Here is a 24,027-nt window from a genome sequence, read left to right as displayed (position 1 = left end):
AACTGCCAACTGACTCACTTTTATCTTAACCTTTCCAAAACCCCAGAATGTTTTAACTCATCCAAATTACCGCAGCCCGTACAGAACATCACCGTGGCGATTTCTGCAATCAAAACTTCAGCTAGGAGGGCTGCGGCTGATTCCGATTCCGCTGCAGCTTGCAGAAACGGCCGCGCCAGCCCCGCAATATCGGCGCCGAGGGCGAGAGCCTTCGCTGCATCCAACCCATTCTGCAAGCCTCCAGAGGCAATCAGAGGAACATCCGGCGCTACGGCGCGGGTGCTGACAATGCACTCGGCTGTCGGTATTCCCCAGTCAGCAAAGGTTGCGCCCAGCCTGCGCTGCTTGCCATCTTTAGCTCGCTCTCCTTCTATTTTCGCCCAAGAAGTGCCTCCGGCCCCGGCAATGTCGATCGCACTTACTCCAGCCGCGAGCAATTTATGTGCCATTTTTCCAGAAATACCGTTGCCGACTTCTTTAGCAATAACTGGTACTGGTAATTTAGCGCACAATTTGGCAATTTTATCTAGCAGTCCTTTAAAGTTAGTATCGCCTTCGGTTTGAACGCACTCTTGCAGCGGATTGAGGTGCAAAATTAGTGCGTCTGCTTCTAAAATATCAACAATTTTTTGGCACTCTTCCAAACCGTAATTGTAATTTAATTGAACGGCTCCGATATTGGCAAACAGGAGAATATCGGGAGCGCGGCGACGGACGGCAAATGTAGGAGCTAGTTGAGGATTTTCTACAACAATTCGCTGGGAACCGACTCCCATTGCTAGTTTGTATTCTTGAGCGACATCGGCGAGGCGATAATTGATTTTCTGGGCTAATTCTGTGCCACCAGTCATTGAGGAAATTAGCAGGGGAACGGCTAGTTTTTTGCCGAGAAATGTGGATGTTAAATCAATTTCAGTGCGATCGAGTTCTGGCAAACAGCAGTGATCAAAACGGTAGCGTTCTAGGCCGCTGGTAGTTTCGCGAAATTGTACGTCTTCTTCGAGGCAAATCCGCAGGTGGTCTGCTTTGCGAGTTTCTGTTTGCGAGGGGGAGGTTAGCGGCAAGTTCACAGTGGCTATTTGGGGAAAGAGTTGTGATATCATTTCCGGTTACACCGGAATGATGTTGACTGTTGACTGTTGACTGTTGACTGTTGACTGTTGACAGTGAACTCGAATTTACTATTCCGAAGCTAACGGATTTGATATGATTGGGGAATATAGCAATTTTATTTCATTTTTGAATTTTTTAATGAACCGCAGAGAGCGCAGAGGGCGCAGAGGAGAAGAAAAGAGAGATGTGCGTAAATCCTGCCAGGGTTGCTGTATTATCCAGGAACGGTCATCGGCATTCCGTTATCGGAAGGTTTTAATTTTAGTAAAAAAGGAACTGCTTTTTGCACCCAGGCTTTGGCTGATGTGTAACTTGCTGCATCTTCGCCGAAACAAATGTCCAGCATATCGGTGTGAATTATCCCCGGATTCAAAGGAACTGCTGCCATACCTGCGGGCAATTCTTGAGCGAGCGATCGCGTAAGTCCTTCTATTGCCCACTTGGAAGCGCAATAGGGCGCGACTTCCGGCGAAGTTGACCTTCCCCAACCAGAACTAAAGTTGACAATTATGCCGCTTTTTCGAGCAATCATTGCCGGAACAAAGTGGCGAATTACATTAGCCGTACCTTTAATATTAACATCAATTACCTGGGAAAATTCTTCGTTGCTGATATTCCAAAGAGGCGCGAGATGATTAGCTACACCTGCATTATTAATTAGCAACTCTGGTGGCTCTTTTTGGGCTAGTATTTCTGTTGCCCAAGCTTTGACTTGCTCGTCGCTTGCTACATCCAAACAAGTAAAATGGTGGGGCGCACTATATTTTTGGTTGAGTTTTTCCACCGCTTCGGAAGAACGGGCGCATCCCACAACTGTATGTCCCAATTTAATAAACTTTTCGGTCATGGCAAGACCTAGACCGCGACTGACTCCGGTAATTACAATTAATTTGGTCATAGATTTGCTGAATTTTGACATTAAGTAATACAATACATATTGACTGGTGAATTGACAAATCGATCGCAGGAGAAAGCATGAAAGTAAAAGCAGCAGTTGCTCGCAGTGCCGGCAAACCTTTGAGTATTGAGATGGTTGATCTGGATGGGCCGCGGGCTGGAGAGGTGCTGGTGGAAATTAAAGCCACGGGTGTTTGTCACACTGACGCTTACACTCTTTCCGGTGCCGATCCTGAAGGCTTGTTTCCTGCTATCTTAGGTCACGAGGGAGCCGGGATTGTCGCAGAAGTTGGGCCGGGAGTCACGAGTGTCAAAGTGGGCGATCGGGTAATTCCACTTTATACTCCCGAATGTCGCAACTGCGAATATTGTTTGAGTGGCAAAACAAATCTCTGTCAAGCAATTCGCGTGACTCAAGGCCAGGGAGTGATGCCCGACGGCACGAGCCGTTTTTCAATTAATGGCGAGAAAATTTTCCATTACATGGGAACTTCTACCTTCGCTAATTATACAGTATTGCCAGAAATTGCGGTAGCAAAAATTCGCGAAGATGCTCCTTTTGATAAAGTTTGTTTGATCGGCTGCGGCGTCACAACTGGCATCGGCGCTGTCATTAATACTGCGAAAGTAGAGCCTGGTTCTAATGTGGTAGTTTTCGGTTTGGGCGGCGTGGGTTTGAATGTAATTCAAGCGGCTCGCATGGTGGGAGCTAACATGATTGTCGGCGTAGACTTGAATCCCGACAAGCGAGAGATGGCGGAAAAATTCGGCATGACTCACTTTGTCAATCCCCGCGAAGTGGAAGGTGATTTAGTGCCTTATTTGGTAGATTTAACCAAAGGCGGAGCTGATTACAGTTTTGAATGTATCGGCAACATTAATGTGATGCGCCAAGCTTTGGAATGCTGTCACAAAGGTTGGGGTGTGAGCGTAATTGTCGGGGTAGCGGGAGCCGGTCAAGAAATTAGTACCCGCCCGTTTCAGCTAGTAACTGGTAGGGTTTGGAAAGGGACGGCTTTTGGCGGCGCGAAAGGCAGAACTGATGTTCCTAAGATTGTTGATTGGTACATGGACGGTAAAATTGACATTGACAGCTTGATAACTCAAGTAATGCCGATCGATAAAATCAATGAAGCCTTTGATTTGATGCACAAAGGCGAAGTAATTCGCACAGTTTTGACATTTTGAACAAAAATCTTTCTCTCTTCTCTCTTCCTCTGCGCCCTCTGCGCCCTCTGCGGTTAAAAAAAATCTAATTCAAAAATGAAATAGAATTAACATGATATCAGACTCCCTAAAACTGCACAAAGAACAGAAAAGTTTCGGTGGCAAACTCGGCTTTTACAGCCATCAATCCTCCGCTTGCAACAGCGAGATGAAATTCGCTGTTTACCAGCCGCCGCAAGCTTTATCTCAACCCGTACCCGTCCTATATTTTCTATCAGGTTTAACCTGCACAGAAGAGAACTTTATGGCAAAAGCGGGGGCGCAACAATTTGCGGCAAAATACGGGTTAATGCTGGTGGCGCCCGACACTAGCCCGCGCAATACTGGTATTCCTGGGGAAGATGAGGATTGGGATTTAGGAAGTGGTGCGGGTTTTTATGTTGATGCGACAGCGGCACCTTGGAATTCTCACTATCGAATGTACAGTTATGTGGTTGATGAATTGCCCAATTTAATCGCCAAAAATTTTCCAGCGCTACCGGAAAAACAGGGAATTTTCGGTCATTCGATGGGCGGCCACGGGGCTTTAATTTGCGCTTTGAAAAATGGCGATCGCTATCTTTCAGTTTCCGCTTTTGCGCCTATTTCCGCGCCAATGAGCTGCCCTTGGGGACAAAAAGCTTTTGCAAACTACCTCGGTGGCGACAAAGAGATTTGGAGGGCTTGGGATGCTAGCGAATTGGTGCTTGAGGCGCAATACAACCGTCCGATTCTGATTGACTGTGGCACGGCTGATTCGTTTCTTGCTGACGGGCAGTTGTTGCCGGAAGTGTTCGCACAAGCTTGTGCAAAAGCGGGACAGCCACTAACTTTAAGGATGCAGGAAGTTTACGATCATAGCTATTATTTTATAGCTACTTTTATGGAAGATCACATTCGCCATCATGCGGCTGTTTTGTGCGGGTAATTCATTCAGTTGACAGTTGACAGTTGACAGTTGAGGGCGACCTCTACCTAGAAGGAAGAGGATTGGAGTAATGAATAGTTTTCTTTTAATTTCTCGCCTTTAAGGGAGAGGCTTTAAACCAATTCTTTCTGGTAATATCAAATCCGGTTACATCTTACATCTTCGCCATTCTCAAGAACAGGCAAGATGCCTGTTCCACAAAAAGTGAATTTCTTGTGGGGTGGGCATCCTGCCCATAAAAGGCTTATTGAGAATGGTGCAACATCTCAGTTACAGCCGAATGATACAAACGAGTATTTTTGCACTATCTATGGGATCAGGTGCGCGCACCCTACAAATCGAGTAAATTCGCTTGTACGACGACAGGTATTTTCGGTTAATTAAGATTAATCGGAAATACCCAGTCTTTGTACTTGCTGTCGCGATTTTCGATAATCCCGGTTAGTTTGTCCAAAATCTTTTCGGTGATGGGTCTATTTTGGGACAATTGATAGTTTTCCACTCGATTAATTGGCGTAATTTTGGCTGCGGTTCCACAGAGGAAAATCTCGTCTGCAATCAACAGTTCTGATTTATCAACTGGTCTTTCAATGACTTCTATTCCTAAGTCTCTGGCGATAGTTATAACGCTGTCTCTGGTAATTCCTTCGAGAATATCTTGCTCGAAACCGGGAGTAACTAATTTACCGTTTCTGGCGACAAATATGTTCATTCCTGAAGCTTCGCTGACTTTTCCCTGAGTGTTCATCATAATAGCTTCGTCGAAGCCAGATTCTACGGCTTCTGTTTTTGCTAAGGCTGAGGTGATGTAGGCGCCGCTAATTTTACCTCTTAAGGGCAAACTGCGGTCTTCTTGTCGGTACCAAGAGCTAATTCTACAGTTGACTCCTGCTTTGGGCAAGTAGTCTGAGAGTTCTAATCCGTAGACAAAGAAGTCTGTTTCTACGTTGTGCAGTCGGGGGGCAATTCCTAAGCTGGATGTGTAGATGAAGGGGCGGATGTAAAAGGATTTTGTGGGCTGGTTTTTCTGGACAAAATCAATGATTATTTGTTGGATTTTGCTGGCTGGCAAATCGCAGTGGAGGAAGCTGGCACTTTGGCTTAATCTTTGACAGTGGCGGTCTAATCTAAATAGTAAGATGCGATCGGCATTTTGGGGGTCTGGAATTCCCCGCAACCCGCCTAAAACTCCGGTTCCGTAGTGCAGTGCGTGGGTGGCTATGGAAATTTTGGCGTCGGTAAATGGGAGAAATTGGTTTTGAAAGTAGGCAATTGGTAGAAAACTATCCATGATTCAAGCTGGCGATGAGTTTTGCAGTCCGCGAGGAAAGCTGAATTTGGTTATATTACCATAAGTTATACCATTTTAGATTTTATCTTTTATATTTTATATTTTAGATTTACAATGACTGATTTGATATCAGTTTGGAGGTTGTCAAAAGTTACCCTTTTTTTTATTAAATGAGATGATTATTGTGTTATTCGAGGGAGCGATAAAATAATATAAAATGCGGTCATTTGGGTTGATAATTGTTTTGGGAAAAAGTGCGATCCTCTTCTGCAAGCTTCGCTAACGACTACAAACAAAAATCAACCAAGGGGCAACTATGGCACGTAAATGTTTCATCATTGAAATGGGGATGGGTATAGACCAGCACGGGCAGGAACCGACTGTAGCCTGTGCAAGGGCTGTACGAAATGCGATCGCCCACAATGCTTTGCTGGGGGTCTGGGAAGTGGCGGGTTTGACTGACCCGAATCAGATGATTGTTGAGGTTAAGGTGGCGGTTCCTTACCCGGAACAAGTGCGGGAACAAGAGGTGTTAGCGGTGCTGCCTTTTGGTAGCAAAACTCTGATTGTGGAGCAAGGAGGCATGATTGTCCCAGGAAGGGCGATCGCCTCTCTGAATGATAAAAATGATGAAATGCTAATCGCTGTGGCGGCTGTGACTGTTTTTGTGGACACTGAGGACTAATTAATTGGGTGTTGTTTGAATAAATCTGCGGTGAAATTACGATCGCCCGATCGCACTTGCCTGTTTCCGCGATCGGGCGCCTGTCTGTTAAAAAATGATTAATTTAGGCTAAGTCTCAGATCGCCAAAGGTAGAGTGCGATCGTCTCAAACCCGATCGCACTCTACCTCATCTACCTAATATTACGGCTGGCTGGTATCTGCCAACATTTGGTTAACCATTTGCAAGTGTGCCTGAAGGTTCGGCAACTTCTGGGTAGCCCAAGCCTTCAACTCGGGATCTTGTCCCTGTTGAGATTGAGCCTGAAACAAAGCAATAGCCTGATTGTGGCTCTCGATCATAGCCTGCTTGTAAGCGCTGTCAAAACTTGTACCAGAGAGTCCCGAAAGTCGCTCCATCAAAGCTGTGTTCTGGCTGCTCATCTCGGTTGGCAGTTTTACCTCTTTTTGCATTGCTAACTGCATCAGTTCTTCATTAGCCCGAGTGTGTTCCTCAACCATTTCTTGCCCGTATTGTTTCACACTAGGGCTCGAACCCCGCTCCACGGCCAACTTACCTAGCTGCACTTCCAGCATACCAATTTGACCTGCTTGCATGACAAAGTTTTTGTCTTGGCTGCTGAGAGAATTAGGCGAAGTTTCGCCACCTGTTGGAGTGTTGGGAGAACGGCTGGGATTGTTGTTGATGGGGGTATTTGGAGAACTGCCGGGAGTGTTATTGGTGGGGGTATTTGGAGTGTTGGGAGTAGTAGCATCGTCGGTAGCGTTATCAGCAAGCTGAAAAACCCGATCGCCCGACTGGTTGAAGCCGTGAGTCTGGCGGTTTAATTCTGCGAATCCGGGCACAGCTATCAAGGAACTAACGCCCGCAATTCCGGCAACTGTTACCAATTTTTTGAACAAACTTTTGCGATTGAGTGAAGTCATGAATTTCTAAGCCTCTAAGTTGTTTTCAAAAGTATGTGAAGCGAAGCTATCCCGTAGGGAATCGCCAGAAACTACCGATGGGAGGGTGTGCTGCCTTTCCTAAACAAGTTGATCAAACCAAACGCGCCCAAGGCCCCCAGCCACCCCAAATTGTTGGGGCGATCGCGCCGAGCACTCAAAACTCCAGAATTAGTATCAGCCGGCGTCGATGTGGTACCGGTTGTATCGGTTGTACCCGTTGTGCCCGTCGTATCGGTTGTACCCGTTGTACCCGTTGTACCCGTGCCCGTCGTATCGGTTGTACCCGTTGTACCTGTCCCTGTTGTATCGGTTGTACCCGTTGTACCCGTGCCTGTTGTACCGGTTGTACCAGTTGTACCTGTCCCTGTTGTATCCGTGCCCGTCGTATCGGTTGTACCAGTTGTGCCGGTTGTACCCGTGCCCGTCGTATCGGTTGTACCAGTTGTACCAGTTGTGCCGGTTGTACCCGTGCCCGTCGTATCGGTTGTACCACTTGTGCCGGTGCCGGTTGTACCAGTGCTGGTTGTCCCCGTTGTACCCGTGCCGGTTGTACCAGTGCTGGTTGTATCGGTTGTACCAGTTGTACCAGTTGTACCGGTTGTACCTGTGCCCGTCGTATCGGTTGTACCAGTTGTACCGGTTGTACCCGTGCCCGTCGTATCGGTTGTACCGGTTGTGCCGGTTGTACCCGTGCCCGTCGTATCGGTTGTACCACTTGTGCCGGTGCCAGTCGTATCGGTTGTACCCGTGCCCGTCGTGCCGTCTGTCGTACCCGTTGTGCCAGTCGTGCCTGTACCGGTTGTGCCCGTGCCGCTTCCAGTACCGTCGCCTGACTGGGCAGAAGCAGGCACTGCGAAGGAAACCGTTGCTAAACCTAAAGTACAAGCGCTTGCTAAAACAACTTTCAACAATTTAGAAGATTTCATGGTAATGCTTGCTTTTGCGTAGAATCCTGAGATCGCTTGTGATGCCAAAACCCCAGGGCCAAATTGACAGCGTAACGTGCAACTTTTCTAACCTTTGCTGCGGAATAATAATGAAGGTAAAGGAGCATATTTAGTCCCGTTTCCTCGATTATTTCCCCCGGATAAATTAGACTGCCACGTTAACAGTTTATAAGCTATTAGGTATCGTTCAAGTTCGCCATTCATCTTTAGGAATATTTGGCAAAATGGCGTTTTATTTCAGGTGGTGGATGATATTTGATGGGGCGGCAGACTAGCTAAATCAAAATTTGTGTACGGGGGATAAAAAGCGGGTTGAACTGAAAAATTTTGGGTTGAGTAACGAAACATATACGCATCAACCGGGTTTCTGAAACAAGCGTGCGGTTCTTCCTGTAAATTTTCTCCGGCGCCTGGTGCTTTGAGACAGAAATTCTTGATTTTCTCACCGTCAATTTTGGGTTAGCCCTACGCCCTAGGAGTTAGTTTCAAATTTTTTGAGCGTGATTTTTCCTTAACTTGCTGCTGGCTATTTGGACACTGGCAGAATACCGCTCAAACTTTCCCAGAAACTAAATTATCTCAAAACGCCCGATCGACCGTTTTGAGTCGCCAGAGCGCCTGTAAGCCCGAAAAAGCAAGGCTTTTGACTGGATTTTGACTTGCCTAAAACAGAAAGGCGAACTGAGGGCTATCCGAGTCGGGCCCGCACGACATTAAATTAACCAGCGGCGGCGCAGTCGTCAGAATTGCTTGTGAGTGCGATCGGGCAAAACCTTGATATAGTAAAGCCAAAGGTATGCCAGAGAGCGGTTCTTCTCTCACAAATTTCCCCAGCGGATATCAACTATGCTGCATCGAATTCTTGCCAAAAGTCGCTATCTAATGATAATTGCTGTACTCGGTTCTTTTGTAGCCTCTGGGACGCTTTTGATCTACGGTGCCCTGGAAACGATCGCTACCATCGGCTACATTATCACTACAGGGCCAATTTCCAGCGAAAACTCTAAAACACTGATTCTGTCCTTTTGTCGAAGTTGTAGATTTGTTTCTGCTAGCCACAGTATTTTACATTACGGCACTCGGACTTTACGAACTGTTTATTGACGATCGCATCAAAGTACCAGACTGGCTAGAAATTCACACCATAGACGACCTCAAAAGCAAACTCACCAGCGTGATCGTCGTCGTATTGAGCGTATTATATCTCGGTCAGGTAGTTAAGTGGAACGGCGCGGATAACATCCTTCCCTTGGGAGCAAGTATCGCTTTAGTAATCGCTTCACTGACGTATTTTTTGAATTCGCAGGTAAAAAAGTCCAAGTCAGAGTAAGGCCTGTTTGAGCAGCGAAACGACCCAAATTTTGCTAATTGAGCAACGGTAACAAAATGGGACTCTCGGCTCACAATAAATTTTAGATAAAACCTGTTAATCACTATAGCAATCCTCGCAGGATTTGTAGGAATGCTCGTTACCAGTTCAAGGGAAAGCAGGGTTCACAGGCGAGGAAGAGCCGATCTAATTCTGTGCTGAGGCTCTTCCTCGCTGACACGGTTTTCTTTCGAGCGAACTGGGAACCACTTATTTAAATTTATCAACCGATTGCTATATAATTGTCATCTATCAATAGGATGAATATTATTAATTTTACGTTCGCTCGGAAGTGATAATTTGACAATCGCATCAAGTCAAACAGAAAGAGATTTTTCATTTTTAGATTTGAGATTGAAGGATTGAGGAATTGAGAACTAGAGCGCTCAATCCCTCATTTTTGGCTGAAAATGCTATAGATCTTCCATGTTTTGAGTAGAAATTTTAAATTGGGGAATCGAAGGAAACATGAGGGAGAGATATATTCCTCATATTTTCCTCTAATTGCTATAAAATTGATTAAATAGCTCTTGGGACAGATGGCTGCACTATTACTTATTCGATATTTTAAAAATAGTAAACTTTGTTACAGAATTTATGCTCACTTCATCCAATCCTCTGAAACAAGTATTCCACTGCCCGGAAGAATCTGATTTTTACTCGCACTGCTTGGAAAGTTTAGTGTTAAATGCCAGCGACAATTCTAGAATTATCGTAGAGTTTGGTTCGGGAGAGGGAAGTCCAGTTATTAAGTCTTTGCTGAGAACAGATTTTGACGGGGAAATACAGGGATTTGAGCTAAATAATGTAGCTTGGAAAATTGCTCAGTCTCAAATTAAGCAATATCAACTCAGCAAACAATACACGGTCAACAATTGTTCTTTTTTTGATTCGCCTTTATACCAGTCGGCGGATTGTGTGATCTCCAATCCGCCTTACTTGCCGGCGGTGGATAACAAGATTTATCAGCCGCTGTTGCACGGCGGGAGTGATGGTTCTACAATTGCTAAGAAACTTTTATCTTTGGGCTGCGACCAAGTTTTGCTGATGGTTTCTAGCTATTCTAATCCTGTGGGTTTGATCGATTATGCCTTGGATCGAGGTTACTCGGTTGCGAATTTTGAGATTGCACCTTTAAATTTTGGCTATTACAGTTCGGAACCCAAGGTGAAAAACGCGATCGCCAATCTCCGAAAACAGGGCATGGCTTTTTATTCGGAAAATATCTATCTGCTGGCTGGAGTTTTGTTTAAGAAGCAGCAAAAGTCGCAAAGAGATTTGTCGATCGAACTAATTCAATTAATGACAGCTTTTTAAAATACAGCGTGCATCTGAGATGTTGCACCATTGTCAGCAACAGGCAAGATGCCTGTTCCACAAGAAATACACTCTTTGTGGAACAGGCATCTTGCCTGTTCCTCAAAGGCTTATTGAGAACGGTGCAATATCTAGGGTGCGCCAGTCTCTGACGCACCCTGCGAGATAGCTGTTAATTCCGTTCTGCAGCTTGGATCGATCGCACCACAGCAGCACCAGCCCGATCGCCGATCGACTTCTCCTGATCGTACCCCAACACCAACTCCCACGCCTCCTGCGGGTATCTGTCGGCCAGTGGAATCGCCACTTCATCCAACATCCAGCGCCCGTGACGTTCGTCTTCTCTGATGTGCAGTTCCCAATAACCCATTGCAGCTTGCGAGAGGTTCAGGCGCTGGGCGGCGGCTAGATAATTGCGGTAAGCCACGGGCCCGGCTACTTCAAAATAGGTGAGTCCGCCGTTGTAGCGCAGAAAATGGCGCTTGCGTTCGGTGAGGAGAAAGTTGTGATTGATGCTGGCGAGCACTTGCCAAGGCACCAAATCGAAATACGCCTCCGGTTCCGTGCTCATCCCGAATTCTGCCAGCATTTGGGCAAAATAGGTCGAGTGTTTGCGGGCTAAGCGACCGCCGCCGTATTCTTCGATCAGCACTCGGGTAAGGGTGCACTGAATTTCGTTGCCGGCACCGCCGATGATGCGAGAAACGCGGCTGGCTTCCACTAAACCGTCGAAGGAGGCGATCGCCAGCAAGTGCTTGTATCCCGCTTCAGTCATCTGTTCTCGCAGGTAGCGATCGATCTCAGTGAGCTCTGGATCGACATCGGCGGCGGCGCGATCGCGCAGGGCTTGCTTGACATCCTCGATGTTTTGCAGCGCTGCAACGTCGATTTGGGCGATTTCCCATTGCTGCCAGGGTGCTTCGATGCGATCGCGTACTGACCGCAAATAGTGCGATCGCTCGTTGTTGTAGCGGCGCAAATCGTCGTACCAAAACAAGTTGAGGCGGTTGATGCGGTACAGTACCCGCTGCAAGAAGCGGTGAGCGGCCTCGTCGGCGGCATCTTCCTGATAAGCCGATCCCAGGGCAAAGGCGATCGCGCTTTCAAAATCGCTGACGAGTAAAGGTTTTGCCGCCACCGTCTTGTCTAAATCATCTACCTCTAATAAGTTGACAAATTGGCGATCGGCTGCTTCATAATTTGGAAGTGCGGGTTGCTTTTTAGGAAGACTCGGCGAGTCTATTTTTGGGAGTAAGTCTGCGGTATTTTGCATGGGATAGAATTCTTCTGGATCTGATTATTGTGCTGTCTGCCAAAACAGCCAACCGTTGCAGATTGCTGGGAATAATGGCTACTTTTCTTGAAGATAGCTAATCTCTCAGCACGATACACCTTTCTATTGATAGATATTTTTTAGTTTTCCTTGTTCTCTGCTCTTGCTTTAACTCACTAATTACTTCTGACTGCCTCTGGGAGCGATCGAGTAATTGGCGCTAATATTTCAGCGTCTTGTTTAGCAGGCACTGCTTCCCGCCACGCTGTGATACCGCCTGAGAGGAAAGCTAAATTAAAACCTATTTTTTGCAATTTTTGGTAGGCTTTAACCGATCGCCCTCCCCGCGCACAATAAAGTACAACAGTTGGTTGAGTTTGATTAGATTTGACAATCGATCGAGCCATAGCTTGCACTTGCTTGACACCGAATCCAGCTTCAATGTCAGTTATCGGAACCAGCGGACTTTCACCGATGCGATCTTCCGCGTATTCTTCGGGCGATCGCACGTCAATCAAAATCACCGGTTTCAACTTACCCTGCTGCAATTCGGCAACAGTTACTTTTTCTGAATTTAAACTGGCAATAAAAGTAGGGATATCCATGCGATTAATTAACGAAACTGCACTCAGAGAACTAACAGCAACTAATATCGCACCAAGCGTTACAGGGAAAGGGCGAAAATAGCGACTCATGCCTTGTTTGAATTTGTCATTGAGCATTTTAATATTTCCGAAAAACGGATAGAGTAATTGTCCGAGATAGCCAACAGGTATGCGATCGGAGACACCATATTTTCGGGGTCTTTTCCCTGCTGGCATATACAGAGTGCCAAACAGTAAATCTAACAGTGGTAACTGAACAGCAAAGTTTTTGTTATTTATTTTGGGAATTTTACTATGATGCCATTGATGAAATTGTGGGGTAGCCACAAACCATTTTAGCACGCCAAATTTGAGAGTAATATTAGCATGAATCAAAAACGCGACCGCCGCAGAATAAAGAGCATAAACTACGAAAGTTTCTTTGCTAAATCCCAACCAGACAAGAGGCATAATTTTGCAAATCTGAGTAAAAAGTTGCTCGCAGGGATGCACCCGCACTGCTGCCAACCAATCCATGTGTTCGATACTGTGATGGACTGCATGAAATTGCCAAAGCCAGGGTATTTCATGCAGCATTCGGTGAGCGATATAATATGCCAGATCGGAAATTACAATTGCTTCTAAAAACTGCAACCAGATAGGTTGAGAGGCTATTTTGCTTTGCAATTCCGGCTTGAGTAAATCAGTCATCAGCGACAAGGTTACAGCCACAACAATAGCGCCTGCCCTGCCAATAAAGTGGCCTGTAAAAAAATAGGTAGCATCGGTTGCCCATCCGAGACGGAATATCTTTTGCTTGTGCAAGGAAAAGATTCTTTCTAGGGGAATGAAAATGCAAGCTAAGATGATGAAACCTTTGAGAATTTCAAGTGACATGAGATTCTGATTAATGTCGATATTTACTTAGACACTTCACTACTACCAGCAGCGCAGACAGGAACATTATTTTGAAGGATCGGGTTGGCTGGTTTTATCTTGCCAGGGGAATCTGCTTCACACAGAATCGATATTGTGGTCATTGCATCACCTTGATGTACGAATAATATAGCCCCGACATAGCTGCGAAGATTATTGTTGCGGGCTACCCCATAACTAAACGCAGCATTTTTGGTAGCTATGGCTGAATAGTTATAGTTGGTTGTCTGAGTTTTAATGCCAAGTCCTAAAGCAGAAATAGAATTGCCAAAAGCACTATTTTCCGCAAAATAAGCTTGCTGACCTTTGTTCATTGAGGAAACATATTGCTTAGCTTCTGACTGCATGGCTTTATACGGCTTACAACGGGCAAATTCAGGGAGGGCGATCGCACTAAGTATCCCAATAATTATCACAACCACAAAAAAGTCAATAATCCGTGAAGTTCCTCCACGAGATTTATATTCATTTATGGAACGCAAATCTGGCTGATAAGTTTTTGCCACAGATTTAAGCTTTTTTATCGGCCACAAATTTTGCCGATCGACTCTTGCGACAGATTTAGGTTCTTTGATGGGTTGCAAGTTTGTGCGATCGACTCTTGCGACAGATTTAGGTTCTTTGATGGGCCGATCGGGTTGATAAGTTTTTGCCAAAAATTTCGATTGTTCGTTGATTTGATTGAGTTCAGGCTTTTCTTTGGGCTGTATATCGACTCTGGCGACAGATTTAGGTTCTTTGATGGGCCGATCGGGTTGATAAGTTTTTACCGAAGCTTCGGATTTTTGGTTGATTTGGTTTAGTTCAGGCTTTTCTTTAAGCTGCATACTTGTTCTCCAAATGTTTTACACGAGAGGTTTTTAGACGATTGTTCGTTTGAGGAGATGTGCGATATTCGGCTTTGAGGTAGCGCCTCTTTGACCTTCGATCGAGGATTTGCTAACCTGGGCGATCGCACTTTCTACCATATTTCTATTAAATCACGTCACTATTTGAGAACATGAGTGAGTTCTCATCGACTTCTCATCGACTTTAGACATTAGTGGTATTTAATAGCGCGACTGACTATAATTGAATAAATGATTAGAGGAACGGTAAGTTATGGCTGTGCAGTTGCTCAAAAGACTTTTCACCGTAGAAGAATACCATCATATGAGTAAAGCTGGGATTCTTTCCGAGGGCGATCGCGTAGAATTGATAGAAGGAGAACTTGTTGAAATGGCTGCTATTGGAACTCGTCATGCTTCATCTGTGAGGCGCTTAGCCAGACTGTGCAGCCAAATTCCCGAAAATTTGGCTACTTTTGACGTGCAGAACCCCGTCCAGTTGAGCGATCGCACGGAGCCACAACCTGATATAGTATTGCTGCAACCTCGCGCCGATTACTATTCAACCGCCCATCCCCTCCCATTGGAAGTTTTACTGTTAATAGAAGTAGCTGACAGTTCCATAGATTATGATAGAGATGTGAAACTTCCTATTTATGCCCGATCGCAAATTCAGGAAGTATGGATTGTCAATTTACAGGAAAACTGCTTGGAGGTTTACCGCCAGCCGACTGTTAACGGTTACAGTTTAATGCTCAGGTTTTGGCGGGGCGACGAAGTTTCGCCGCTGGCTTTTCCCGAATTTGTAGTTAGTGTGGATTTGGCGATCGGCTAAATTGGGATTATTTGCATTGTAGGCGATCGCAAAAATACTCCTCATACAAACTGCATCTCGCACTGCAATAATTGCCCTCCAGTTTCACCAACCCCATACTATTTAATTTAAACCCTAATTCTAACTTCAATCTAACCGGATTTGAGACACTCACAACCTCTCTCATCGCCTCGATTAATTCTGGATATTTTTCTAAATTCCACAAATGCCGGCGCAAATGATCGCTGTAAATTCCTGCCTCCGTTGTCGCCGATTTCACCAAATTATTTAAAGTCACATCTTGACAGACAATGCGATACATAGCCAGCCGCACTAAATAGGGATGTCCTCCTACTAACGCCATCAATTCTGCAACTTCTGTCGCACTCCAATTCAGTTTGTGTCGCGCTGCTAACTCTTGCACTTGCTGCGAGCTAAACTCCGACAATTCGATCGGCAATCCGACATTAAACGGCGACTTATTGACATCCAGCGGGATATAAACTTCCGTGGAATGTACTACAATTAAACGAAACTTTTTCCAAATATCTCGCCGTTTTGCTTCTTCGTGCAAAGCGCGCAACAACCCAAAAAAGTCATCGGCAATTTCCGGCGATTCAAAAAGGCGATCGCACTCATCCAAACCTAATGTCAGAGGTGGTGACGATTCCGACAGCAAATACTGTTCAAAAAAAGCTTTACAGCACTGATTGCTGCCAATTAAATCTGCTAATTCCCAGCATTTAGGTAACTGATCCAGCATTCCCAACTCTTGACCGACGCTAGCACAAAACCACTGCAAAAATGTATCTGAATTCGCGAAAACTCTCCTATTTGCTAGCTGGAAACTCAGCGCTACCGTGCGAGAACCTTGCTCTTCTGCATGATGCAAAATCCGCGCCATTAAAGAAGTTTTCCCCATCTGTCTGGGTGCTTTGATGCGGATCAGGGCTCCCGGTTGGGCGATCGCCTCGTAACAGCGGGATTCTATCGGAGGGCGATCGATATAAAAGCGAGAAGCTAAATCTACCTGTCCTCCCGGCAATTCTGGCGCGGCTGCTGGTATGGGTTGAATTATCGAATTTTTTGTGCTAGGAATTTCGCTCAAATTGACAGCTAATTCATGGTCTGCATTTAAGGATGTGCGACCTTCTTTAACTACGGTTAAAATTTCTGAAATTAACTTTGATGAGTCGGCCGCAGACCGCCAATGCCAAGACTGGACTCCTGCTAAATAATGCAATAAATCAAAAGAAAATGGTGCATTTAATTCAATGCAAATTGGTAATATCGCTGGTTTTTTATTAGTTAAACTGTGCAATTCTTGGGCTAGCTGTACTTGTTCTAAGATCATTTCGCTAGCGGCATATTCTGCGGAGATCGGTAATAGCAAATAATCGCAAAGCTTTAAATATGAGTTGTCTTGGCTGCTGTTGTTAACTAAAAAGACTTCGTGGCTAGCAAAAGTCAAAGCTTGGTGCAATTGTTGAATCAGGGTGTGGTTTGGGTTCGATCGCGCGTTAGCGTTAGCGAAGCGATCCGAAGGAAAGCCCGCCCCTACGGGAGACTCATCAACGAAGAGGATCGCAATTTTGGCTATTTTGGCTGCTATCGACTGTGTTTCTACCGATTCGCACTGGGTCTCAAAATCGGCTATATCGCGCCATTCCTGGCCCAAGCCGCGACAAATTTCGATGAAATTGGCATAATCCACAGGTTTGCCATTCAGGAAATGACTGACAGTAGATTGGGCTATCCCTAAATCCTCAGCCAAGATTTTCTGACTGGGAAAGCCATTTCTCAGCAGAGACGATTTAACTGCGGGAATGTACTGGAGATGCAGCCTGAGCGATCGAGGCATTGCTTATAACGATCGAAACACTAAAACCATGATAAATGCCTATTGTCCCTAAAGTCGATAAAAAGTCGATGAAAAGTCGATGAATTCTCAAATAACTCACTCGTCAACTCAAATAGCGGCCTGATTAGATGAGAAACAACAAGGTTGAATCCCATCAAAACGAGGTAAAAGCATTGTGTATTCTCTCCTAATTTTGTCGCTGGCGTCAGCTACCGATCAACCAGGTTTCGCCTTCACACCGCCGATATTGTTGCTGGGAGTTGTGCTAAGTGCGATCGATCTATTAATTCAAAAAACTCAGCCACAAAAATACAGGTTTTATTTGCCAATAATGGGAGCTTCTGCTTTTATTGAATCATGGATTTTGTGGGGAAATTATGATGAATGGAGGATAATAAATGAAGAAGATTTGAACGGGCATTTTAACTCGTGGAATTTTGACATATTATTATGGATGGGGATATTTCTCGCCCTGAGTATCTGCTTTCGACCAATTTTTATGAGAGTCAGAGGACGCAATTTCAATGATTGCTTAGTATTTTTGATAGTTTTTTGGATACTTGTCACGATCGCTCTTCCATCATTTCTTCTTAAGGTAAATAAGGCTAAGCAATCGGAAGCTAAACAGTATATTAGTTCAATGAACAAAGGTCAGCAAGCTTATTATGCAGGAAACAGTGCTTTAACCAATTCTTTTGATGCTTTAGAACTTGGGTTTAAAACAGAAACAAACAACTACAAATATTCAATTTGTGCAACTAAAACAGCATCAATTCATTACGCAGTAGCCAAAGAATCGATGCTTAAAAATTATGTCGGCGGTGTCTTTATAGTTCCTGTATATTCAAATTCTGCCAAAGATGAAATGATGACTGAGACCATACTCTGCGAAGCTGAAGATAACCGTTTAATTAAATTTAAACCAGCAGATGAACCAGCGGAACCAACTTATCAAAATGGCGAGGTTATTTGCGGTAAAGGCACAACAGAATTGACCAGATAATCTAACTAAGCAACTCTCACAATATTTCAGCTTGATAACTAATACCAGATCCGAGTTTTTTACCCCCTTTATTCTTTAATCGGCGCAGGCCGATTTTGTTTGTGTAGTAGCGGTTTAAACCGCCGAGTGTTATGGGCTTTAAATGCTGTACCGATATCGTTTGTAAGTTCGACAGTCCGACAGGGAATGAATTCCCTGTCTCATAGCGAAAGTCCTCTCAAAGAGGACTGAAAAGCCAATTAAATAAACCTCTTAATCCTCAATTTTAAATCTAAAAACTCCAATCTCAAATCAATAATTACCAATCTAAAATCTCAAATCTAAAATTGATAGTCGGTTAAAACCGACTTTCGCATTGAGGCAGGGGTTTAAACCCCTGCCGGACTGCGGGTTTGACCTTAAATTGACTGCTAACCGCCCCAAGTCGATGCAAAGTCGATGAAAAGTCGATGAATTCTCAAATAACTCACTCACCAACTCAAATAGCCACCTGATTAGATGAGAAATAACAAGGTTGAATCATATCAAAACGAGGTAAAAGCATTGTGCATTCTATCCTAATTTGGTCGCTGGCATCAGCCACTAATCAACCAGGTTTCGCCTTCACACCGCCGATGTTTTGGTTGCTACTGGGAGTTGCGCTGAGTGCGATCGATCTCTTTATCCAAAAAACTCAGCCCCAAAAATACAGATTTTACCTGCTGATGATGGGAACTGCTGCTCTAATTTCATCCTTTGTTTTGTGGAGAGGATCGATCGCATTTCAGTTTAATTGGGCAAATGTAATGTATGAAGATTTTGATTGGCAGATATTCTACTGGATGGGGATATCTCTCGCCCTGAGTATCTGGATTAGACCAATTTTCATTGTTCGTAAAAAGTTTGTGATTCCCGAAGCAACCGAAGCAACAACAATCTCCGAAATTTTCCCAGGAGAAACCGGAATGGTGATTTATGAAGGTGCTTCTTGGAAAGCCCGCAATGAAGATTCCCAAGGAATCGCACCCAGACAAAAAGTTTACGTTTTGCGCCGCGAAGGAAACACGCTGATTGTTGTACCTGACAAATTAATTCACATCAACAGCTAAACCTTTGCACTAACCTCAATTCATTCAGGAATTACGCACGGTGTGTTGAGAAACCGGGTTTTTTACCTAATCTGCAGGCTATAACGAAATATTTTCGTAAAAAACCCGGTTTCTAGGCCCCGATGTGCAAATCCTATCATCTTTAGTTCACAGCTTAAAATTACCAGGAATTTCACTATGTATCAGTATTTTTTGATGGTGTTGTTTGCAATCACCGGAGTATCTTTAGTCAGCAGCGTGAAAATCGTCCGTCAAGGAGATGAAGCCTTAGTTGAAATTTTCGGAAAATACGATCGCAAAAAACTCGAACCTGGCTTGACATTTCTGATTCCGTTTGTCGAAACAGTCGCTTATAAACAAACTCTGCGGGAGCAAATGTTAAAACTGCCACCGCAACAATGCACCACTGGCGATCGCGTTTCCGTCACCCTTGAATTTATTGTCTACTGGCGAATCATTGACTTAGAAAAAGCTTCCTACAAAGTGCAGAATCTCAAAGAAGCCATGTTTAATATGCTGATTCTTTCAATTCGGACTCACATTGCTAAATTAAATGTAGAGGAACTTTACACGGCTAGAAATCAACTCAATAATGCTTTAGTGGAGGAGTTGGATACAACCACCGATCCTTGGGGTGTAAAGTTTACGAGGGTGGAATTGCGCGATTTTGCGATCGGCAGTAAAGTGATTCAGCCCACATCCATTGACCGGAAAGAAGTACAAAAGCTGCGAGCTTAGAGATTAGTATTTCCTCGTTTTTCTCGTTACCAGGCTCTTCCTGGTAACGCAGATCCAAAGGCTCTGCCTCGCCGACTTTAATTCGCATTGTATATACCATTTAAGGAGACAACACCATGACGAACAATCAAGAATCAATAGTTCGCAATGCAGCTTCTCGCGGTTGCGGATGCTTATTGCTTTTAATGGGCATTGGAGTCATTAGCGCGATCGCTCTGCCATTATTTATGGGTGGTGGCCAGGGATGTAAGGATCAGACAATGGAAGCGAGACAGTATGTTAGCTCAATGAACAAAGCCCAGGAAGCCGTATTTATAGAAAAAAGTGCTTTTGCCACTTCTTTTGATGCTTTAGGAACTGGTCTTAAAACAGAGACAACAACTTTCAAGTATTCAGTTCGCGCCACTAAAAAAGCAGCATTTAATTATGCAGTAGCAAAGGGAAACAACTGCAAAAATTATGTCGGTGGTGTTTTTCTGGTTCCTGCTAAAAAGTTTGAGCCAAATGCTGCTAAAGAGGAAAGAACTACAACGTCCATCTTGTGCGAAACTGATTCTCCCGGTACAATTAAACCAGCGGAACCCACCTATGAAAATGGTAAAATTGCTTGTGGGAAAGGCACAAAAGAATGGCCAAACTAATCTAACTATACGCAATATAATGACCGTCGATTACAATATCAAATCGGCATTCACTTGAGGTTTACCGGACTAAAGTTCTTACAACAAACAGAGAGGATACAAAACTATGAGTCAACAAAGTTCTAAATCAGCTAGCCTTGCATCGAATGTTGGTGGATGTTTAGTGGTGATTGGAGTATTAGCTTCGGTAGCTGTGCCATCCTTTCAGGCTAAGCTTAGGAACAACAAGCAATGGGAAGCCAGAGATTATATTAGCTTAATCAACAAACGTCAGCAAGCCTATTTTGCCGAAAAAAGTGTTTTTAGCACTTCTGTTAAGGCTTTAAAAATTCGCATTATTAAAACCGAGACAGAAAATTACAAATATTCCCACCATACAACAAAAAAAGCAACATTTAATTATCGAGTCTCAAAGCATAAAAATCTTAAAAGCTGTGTCGGTGGAGTTTTTGTAATTCCTGCTCCCAAAGGTGAGTCAAATGCTTCTAAAAATAAAAAAACGACCACATCTATATTGTGCGGAGCTGATTCTGCTGGTACAATTAAACCACCAGAACCAACTTATCAAAATGGTAAAATTGCTTGTGCTACAGGCACCAGAGAACTGAGACAAAGTTATCAATAGAGGCAATATAATGACAGTCGATTACCAATATCAAATCGGCGGCAGTCTCCCGCAAAATGCACCTACCTATGTGGTGCGACAAGCTGACTCGGAACTTTATCAAGCCCTGAAAGCGGGAGAGTTTTGTTACGTGCTCAATTCCCGACAAATGGGCAAATCTAGTTTGCTGGTGCGAACTGTACAAAAGCTTTCGGCTGATGGCATTGCTTGTGCTACGATCGACCTTTCGGACATTGGCAACCAGCAAGTCTCTCTAGACAAGTGGTACGGCGGCGTTGCTTACAAACTTTTGTGCAATTTCAACCTGTTTAACGCAGTCGAGTTTATGACTTGGTGGCGGGAGAGAGAATTGATGTCCCCAGTCCAACGTTTAGGAGAGTTAATTGAAGAGTTATTGCTGGTAAAGATTTCTCAAAACATTGTCATTTTTATTGATGAAATTGATAGCATTCTCAGTTTCAAAGAATCCCTAGATGATTTTTTTGCCTTGATTAGATCCTGCTACAATAAACGCGCTCACAAATCAGAATATCAGCGGTTGACATTTGTTTTGCTGGGAGTAGCTACGCCGTCGGATTTAATTAGCGATGCCACTCGCACGCCGTTTAATATTGGTCGCGCGATCGAACTTCAGGGTTTTAAGTTACACGAATCTTTGCCTTTGGTTAAGGGGTTTGAGGGTAAAGTTGACAATTATCAAGAAGTTTTACAAGAGATTTTGGAGTGGACGGGCGGTCAACCGTTTCTGACTCAAAAGCTTTGTAAATTGATTGTTCAAGGGCAGGAATTAGGAAGAAGGACTGAAGTCCTTACTACGAACCGATTGTCGATTGGGGAGATAGTGCAATCTCAGATTATTGAGAATTGGGAAGCTGCTGATGAGCCAGTGCATTTGAAGACAATTCGCGATCGCCTTTTCAGAAGTCAGCACCGCGCCAGTAGGTTATTGGGATTGTATCAAAAAATCTTGAACCCCCCCCAACCCCCCCTTACTAAGGGGGGGCAATTTCAAACCTTATCTCTCCCCAACCAATCTCAAACCTCTTTCTCTCCCCCTTACCAAGGGGGGGCAGGGGGGGGTACAGCCGATGATACTCCCGAACAAACAGAATTGCGACTGAGCGGCTTAGTAGTAAAACGAGCCGGAAAATTAACCGTATCCAACCGCATTTATGCAGCTATATTCAATCAAAACTGGGTAGAAAAAGCACTCTGTGACTTGCGCCCCTATGCCGAATCGCTAACAGCATGGATAGCATCAGATTGTCAAGATGAATCTCGCTTGTTGCGCGGTCAAGCACTGGAAGAGGCTAGAGAGTGGTCGGCAAATAAGAGCTTGAGCGCGCAAGATTATCAATTTTTAGGTGCTAGTCAAGAAGCGGAATTTGCCCGATTTCGCGATCGCGAAAAACAAACTAAAGCTGAAATGGAGCAACTGCGCCGCGAAAAAAAGTTACTAGAGGAACTAGCAGAAGCACAAAAACAGAAAAGAATTACTCAATATAAGTTATGGCGCGAGTACAACCTCAGATTAGCAACTATTACAGGGGCCGCAGCAATATTAATATCAATCCTGATTGTAGCATTTTGGGTGAAACCGTCAATCGAAGAAAGAAATAACAAAATTCTGACTCTCAGCGTACTATCAGAAACGCTATTTGCTGCTGGCAAAAAACATGAAGCTTTGCTAGAAAGCATCAAGGCGGCTACTGAAATTAAGCGATCGCTCGGAGTGAGTTCAGAAATTCAGACGCGAGTGGCGATCGCCCTAGAACACGCAGTTTTCAGCTTCACCGCACGCCGCACTTTCCAGAGTCAAGCCAGCAATCTTGCTTTCACCAGCTTCAGTCCCGACAGCAAAATACTGGCTACGGCTACCGATGACAATGATATCAAACTTTGGCAAACTAATGGAACTTTACAAGCAACATTGACCGGGCATACAGATAAAATTATAAGTGCAATCTTCAATCCTAGCAGTCAGATAGTTGTTTCCGCCAGCGACGACCAAACTGTTAAGATTTGGCAAAACAACGGAAAATTGATGCACAATTTAAAAGGACACAGCGCTAAATTAACCAGCGTTTGTTTGAGTCCAGATGGTAAAATAATTGTTTCAGCCACTGCCGACGGAACTGTTAAACTCTGGCAAATTAACGGGCAAGAATTGTTAAGTTTTAAAGTAAATCAAGGTTGGATAACCCGCGCTACTTTTAGTCCAGACGGTCAGATAATTGCGGCGGCTGGTACTGATGGCATTGTTAAACTTTGGAGTTTGACAAAGGTTGTGGAAAAATTGCAAAAACAGCAGTCAATCGAGGCAAGTAGGGATATCAAATTGCTCAAAATTTTACACATGGAAAGTGATAAAATTATGAATGTAACTTTCAGTCCCGACGGTGCAATGCTAGCGGCGGCAAGTGCTGGAGGAACTGCAAGACTTTGGAGAAAAGACGGCACGCCGGTGAGTATTTTGCAACATACAAGTGGATTGAAAAATATTAGCTTTAGTCCAGACAGTCAAATGTTGCTATCTGCAAGCACAGACAAAATGGTGAGGTTGTGGAAAATTGATGGTACATTGATCGGAACTTTAAAAGGTAACAAGGATGCTGTTTGGAGTGCGAGTTTTAGTCCTGACGGTAAGGCGATCGCTAGTGCTAGTGCTGACGGTACGGTGATGCTGTGGAATTTTAATCTTGACGATTTGTTGGTGCAGGGTTGCAAGGTCGCCCGCAATTATTTTCAGACAAATCCGATCGCAAATCAAAACAATCTCCACCTCTGCGACGGGATTGGAACTCAGTCGGAACTCACGCAAAAAAAACCGGGTTAAGAGTCAAACTCTTGAGTTTTCCAGCAAAGTATCTAGGCAGAAACTGGCTTTTTGACCGCCCCTGCGTCTAGGGCTGATATGGTTAAAATTGGTAGCAGCTAA

The 24,027-nt window shown here is 44.4% G+C and carries 23 protein-coding genes; 13 read left to right on the top strand and 10 right to left on the bottom strand.

Annotated features, from left to right (window positions below; translation table 11 throughout):
• Positions 1-20: 20 nt before the first annotated feature.
• Positions 21-1,103 carry a type 2 isopentenyl-diphosphate Delta-isomerase gene (gene fni / locus QUA44_RS01505; RefSeq protein ID WP_333247844.1) on the bottom strand — a complete coding sequence of 361 codons (1,083 nt, stop codon included), beginning with the start codon at positions 1,101-1,103 and terminating at the stop codon, positions 21-23.
• Positions 1,104-1,327: 224 nt separating this feature from the next.
• Entirely contained in the window at positions 1,328-2,011 is a 684-nt protein-coding gene (locus QUA44_RS01500; protein ID WP_333247846.1) for an SDR family NAD(P)-dependent oxidoreductase, read from the bottom strand.
• A 77-nt stretch (positions 2,012-2,088) separates the two neighbouring features.
• Between QUA44_RS01500 and QUA44_RS01495 the strand changes: the two genes are divergently transcribed.
• Both QUA44_RS01495 and fghA read left to right on the top strand, forming a co-directional pair.
• Positions 2,089-3,198: an S-(hydroxymethyl)glutathione dehydrogenase/class III alcohol dehydrogenase gene (locus QUA44_RS01495; RefSeq protein ID WP_333247848.1), complete on the top strand. Its 1,110-nt coding sequence runs from the start codon at positions 2,089-2,091 to the stop codon at positions 3,196-3,198.
• A gap of 91 nt (positions 3,199-3,289) precedes the next feature.
• On the top strand, positions 3,290-4,144 hold the full coding sequence (gene fghA, locus QUA44_RS01490) for an S-formylglutathione hydrolase (protein ID WP_333247850.1): 855 nt from the start codon (positions 3,290-3,292) through the stop codon (positions 4,142-4,144).
• A 376-nt stretch (positions 4,145-4,520) separates the two neighbouring features.
• Here fghA and QUA44_RS01485 read toward each other — a convergent pair whose 3' ends face one another.
• The gene (locus QUA44_RS01485) at positions 4,521-5,435 is read right to left on the bottom strand and encodes a branched-chain amino acid transaminase (protein ID WP_333247852.1); all 915 of its coding nucleotides are present in this window, start codon (positions 5,433-5,435) and stop codon (positions 4,521-4,523) included.
• A 316-nt stretch (positions 5,436-5,751) separates the two neighbouring features.
• Between QUA44_RS01485 and QUA44_RS01480 the strand changes: the two genes are divergently transcribed.
• The gene (locus QUA44_RS01480; RefSeq protein ID WP_190736353.1) at positions 5,752-6,120 is read left to right on the top strand and encodes a Lin0512 family protein; all 369 of its coding nucleotides are present in this window, start codon (positions 5,752-5,754) and stop codon (positions 6,118-6,120) included.
• Between the two features lie 181 nt (positions 6,121-6,301).
• On the opposite strand, the gene QUA44_RS01475 is transcribed toward QUA44_RS01480, so the two are convergent.
• From QUA44_RS01475 to QUA44_RS01465, 3 genes are all read right to left on the bottom strand, one after another.
• Positions 6,302-7,045, bottom strand: coding sequence for a DUF4142 domain-containing protein (locus QUA44_RS01475; protein WP_333247854.1), 744 nt, complete (start codon positions 7,043-7,045; stop codon positions 6,302-6,304).
• Between the two features lie 71 nt (positions 7,046-7,116).
• Positions 7,117-7,992, bottom strand: coding sequence for a hypothetical protein (locus QUA44_RS01470; RefSeq protein ID WP_333247855.1), 876 nt, complete (start codon positions 7,990-7,992; stop codon positions 7,117-7,119).
• A gap of 684 nt (positions 7,993-8,676) precedes the next feature.
• A complete protein-coding gene (locus QUA44_RS01465) occupies positions 8,677-8,835 on the bottom strand; it encodes a hypothetical protein (protein WP_333247857.1) in 159 nt (52 codons plus the stop codon).
• 24 nt (positions 8,836-8,859) lie between these two features.
• Between QUA44_RS01465 and QUA44_RS30605 the strand changes: the two genes are divergently transcribed.
• From QUA44_RS30605 to QUA44_RS01455, 3 genes are all read left to right on the top strand, one after another.
• On the top strand, positions 8,860-9,117 hold the full coding sequence (locus QUA44_RS30605; RefSeq protein ID WP_445243723.1) for a YqhA family protein: 258 nt from the start codon (positions 8,860-8,862) through the stop codon (positions 9,115-9,117).
• Positions 9,056-9,343, top strand: coding sequence for a YqhA family protein (locus QUA44_RS01460; protein ID WP_333247859.1), 288 nt, complete (start codon positions 9,056-9,058; stop codon positions 9,341-9,343). Before QUA44_RS30605 ends, QUA44_RS01460 begins: the two co-directional genes overlap by 62 nt.
• 636 nt (positions 9,344-9,979) lie before the next feature.
• The gene (locus QUA44_RS01455; RefSeq protein WP_333247861.1) at positions 9,980-10,699 is read left to right on the top strand and encodes a methyltransferase; all 720 of its coding nucleotides are present in this window, start codon (positions 9,980-9,982) and stop codon (positions 10,697-10,699) included.
• A 172-nt stretch (positions 10,700-10,871) separates the two neighbouring features.
• On the opposite strand, the gene QUA44_RS01450 is transcribed toward QUA44_RS01455, so the two are convergent.
• From QUA44_RS01450 to QUA44_RS01440, 3 genes are all read right to left on the bottom strand, one after another.
• The gene (locus QUA44_RS01450) at positions 10,872-11,972 is read right to left on the bottom strand and encodes an iron-containing redox enzyme family protein (protein ID WP_333247863.1); all 1,101 of its coding nucleotides are present in this window, start codon (positions 11,970-11,972) and stop codon (positions 10,872-10,874) included.
• Positions 11,973-12,148: 176 nt separating this feature from the next.
• Positions 12,149-13,453 carry a sterol desaturase family protein gene (locus QUA44_RS01445; protein ID WP_333247865.1) on the bottom strand — a complete coding sequence of 435 codons (1,305 nt, stop codon included), beginning with the start codon at positions 13,451-13,453 and terminating at the stop codon, positions 12,149-12,151.
• A gap of 23 nt (positions 13,454-13,476) precedes the next feature.
• Positions 13,477-14,319, bottom strand: a complete 843-nt coding sequence (locus QUA44_RS01440) for a type IV pilin-like G/H family protein (RefSeq protein WP_333247867.1) — start codon at positions 14,317-14,319, stop codon at positions 13,477-13,479.
• Between the two features lie 274 nt (positions 14,320-14,593).
• Here QUA44_RS01440 and QUA44_RS01435 point away from each other — a divergent pair, with 274 nt between their 5' ends.
• A complete protein-coding gene (locus QUA44_RS01435; RefSeq protein WP_333247869.1) occupies positions 14,594-15,154 on the top strand; it encodes a Uma2 family endonuclease in 561 nt (186 codons plus the stop codon).
• Positions 15,155-15,161: 7 nt separating this feature from the next.
• Here QUA44_RS01435 and QUA44_RS01430 read toward each other — a convergent pair whose 3' ends face one another.
• Positions 15,162-16,994 (bottom strand): AAA-like domain-containing protein, encoded by a 1,833-nt coding sequence (locus tag QUA44_RS01430; protein WP_333247871.1) that lies wholly within the window; start codon positions 16,992-16,994, stop codon positions 15,162-15,164.
• Positions 16,995-17,169: 175 nt separating this feature from the next.
• Here QUA44_RS01430 and QUA44_RS01425 point away from each other — a divergent pair, with 175 nt between their 5' ends.
• The 6 genes from QUA44_RS01425 to QUA44_RS01400 all read left to right on the top strand — a co-directional run bounded on the left by QUA44_RS01425 (position 17,170) and on the right by QUA44_RS01400 (position 23,925).
• On the top strand, positions 17,170-17,997 hold the full coding sequence (locus tag QUA44_RS01425; RefSeq protein WP_333309455.1) for a type IV pilin-like G/H family protein: 828 nt from the start codon (positions 17,170-17,172) through the stop codon (positions 17,995-17,997).
• A 545-nt stretch (positions 17,998-18,542) separates the two neighbouring features.
• Positions 18,543-19,085 (top strand): NfeD family protein, encoded by a 543-nt coding sequence (locus QUA44_RS01420; protein WP_333247875.1) that lies wholly within the window; start codon positions 18,543-18,545, stop codon positions 19,083-19,085.
• A 177-nt stretch (positions 19,086-19,262) separates the two neighbouring features.
• Positions 19,263-19,823, top strand: coding sequence for a paraslipin (locus tag QUA44_RS01415; protein ID WP_333247877.1), 561 nt, complete (start codon positions 19,263-19,265; stop codon positions 19,821-19,823).
• Between the two features lie 116 nt (positions 19,824-19,939).
• Positions 19,940-20,464: a type IV pilin-like G/H family protein gene (locus QUA44_RS01410; RefSeq protein ID WP_333247879.1), complete on the top strand. Its 525-nt coding sequence runs from the start codon at positions 19,940-19,942 to the stop codon at positions 20,462-20,464.
• A gap of 106 nt (positions 20,465-20,570) precedes the next feature.
• Positions 20,571-21,089, top strand: coding sequence for a type IV pilin-like G/H family protein (locus tag QUA44_RS01405; RefSeq protein WP_333247881.1), 519 nt, complete (start codon positions 20,571-20,573; stop codon positions 21,087-21,089).
• A gap of 10 nt (positions 21,090-21,099) precedes the next feature.
• Positions 21,100-23,925: an AAA-like domain-containing protein gene (locus tag QUA44_RS01400; protein WP_333247883.1), complete on the top strand. Its 2,826-nt coding sequence runs from the start codon at positions 21,100-21,102 to the stop codon at positions 23,923-23,925.
• Positions 23,926-24,027 lie beyond the last annotated feature (102 nt).

Source organism: Microcoleus sp. N9_A2, from assembly GCF_036701775.1.
Lineage (GTDB): Bacteria > Cyanobacteriota > Cyanobacteriia > Cyanobacteriales > Microcoleaceae > Microcoleus.
This window is presented reverse-complemented; position numbering and strand designations above follow the sequence as displayed.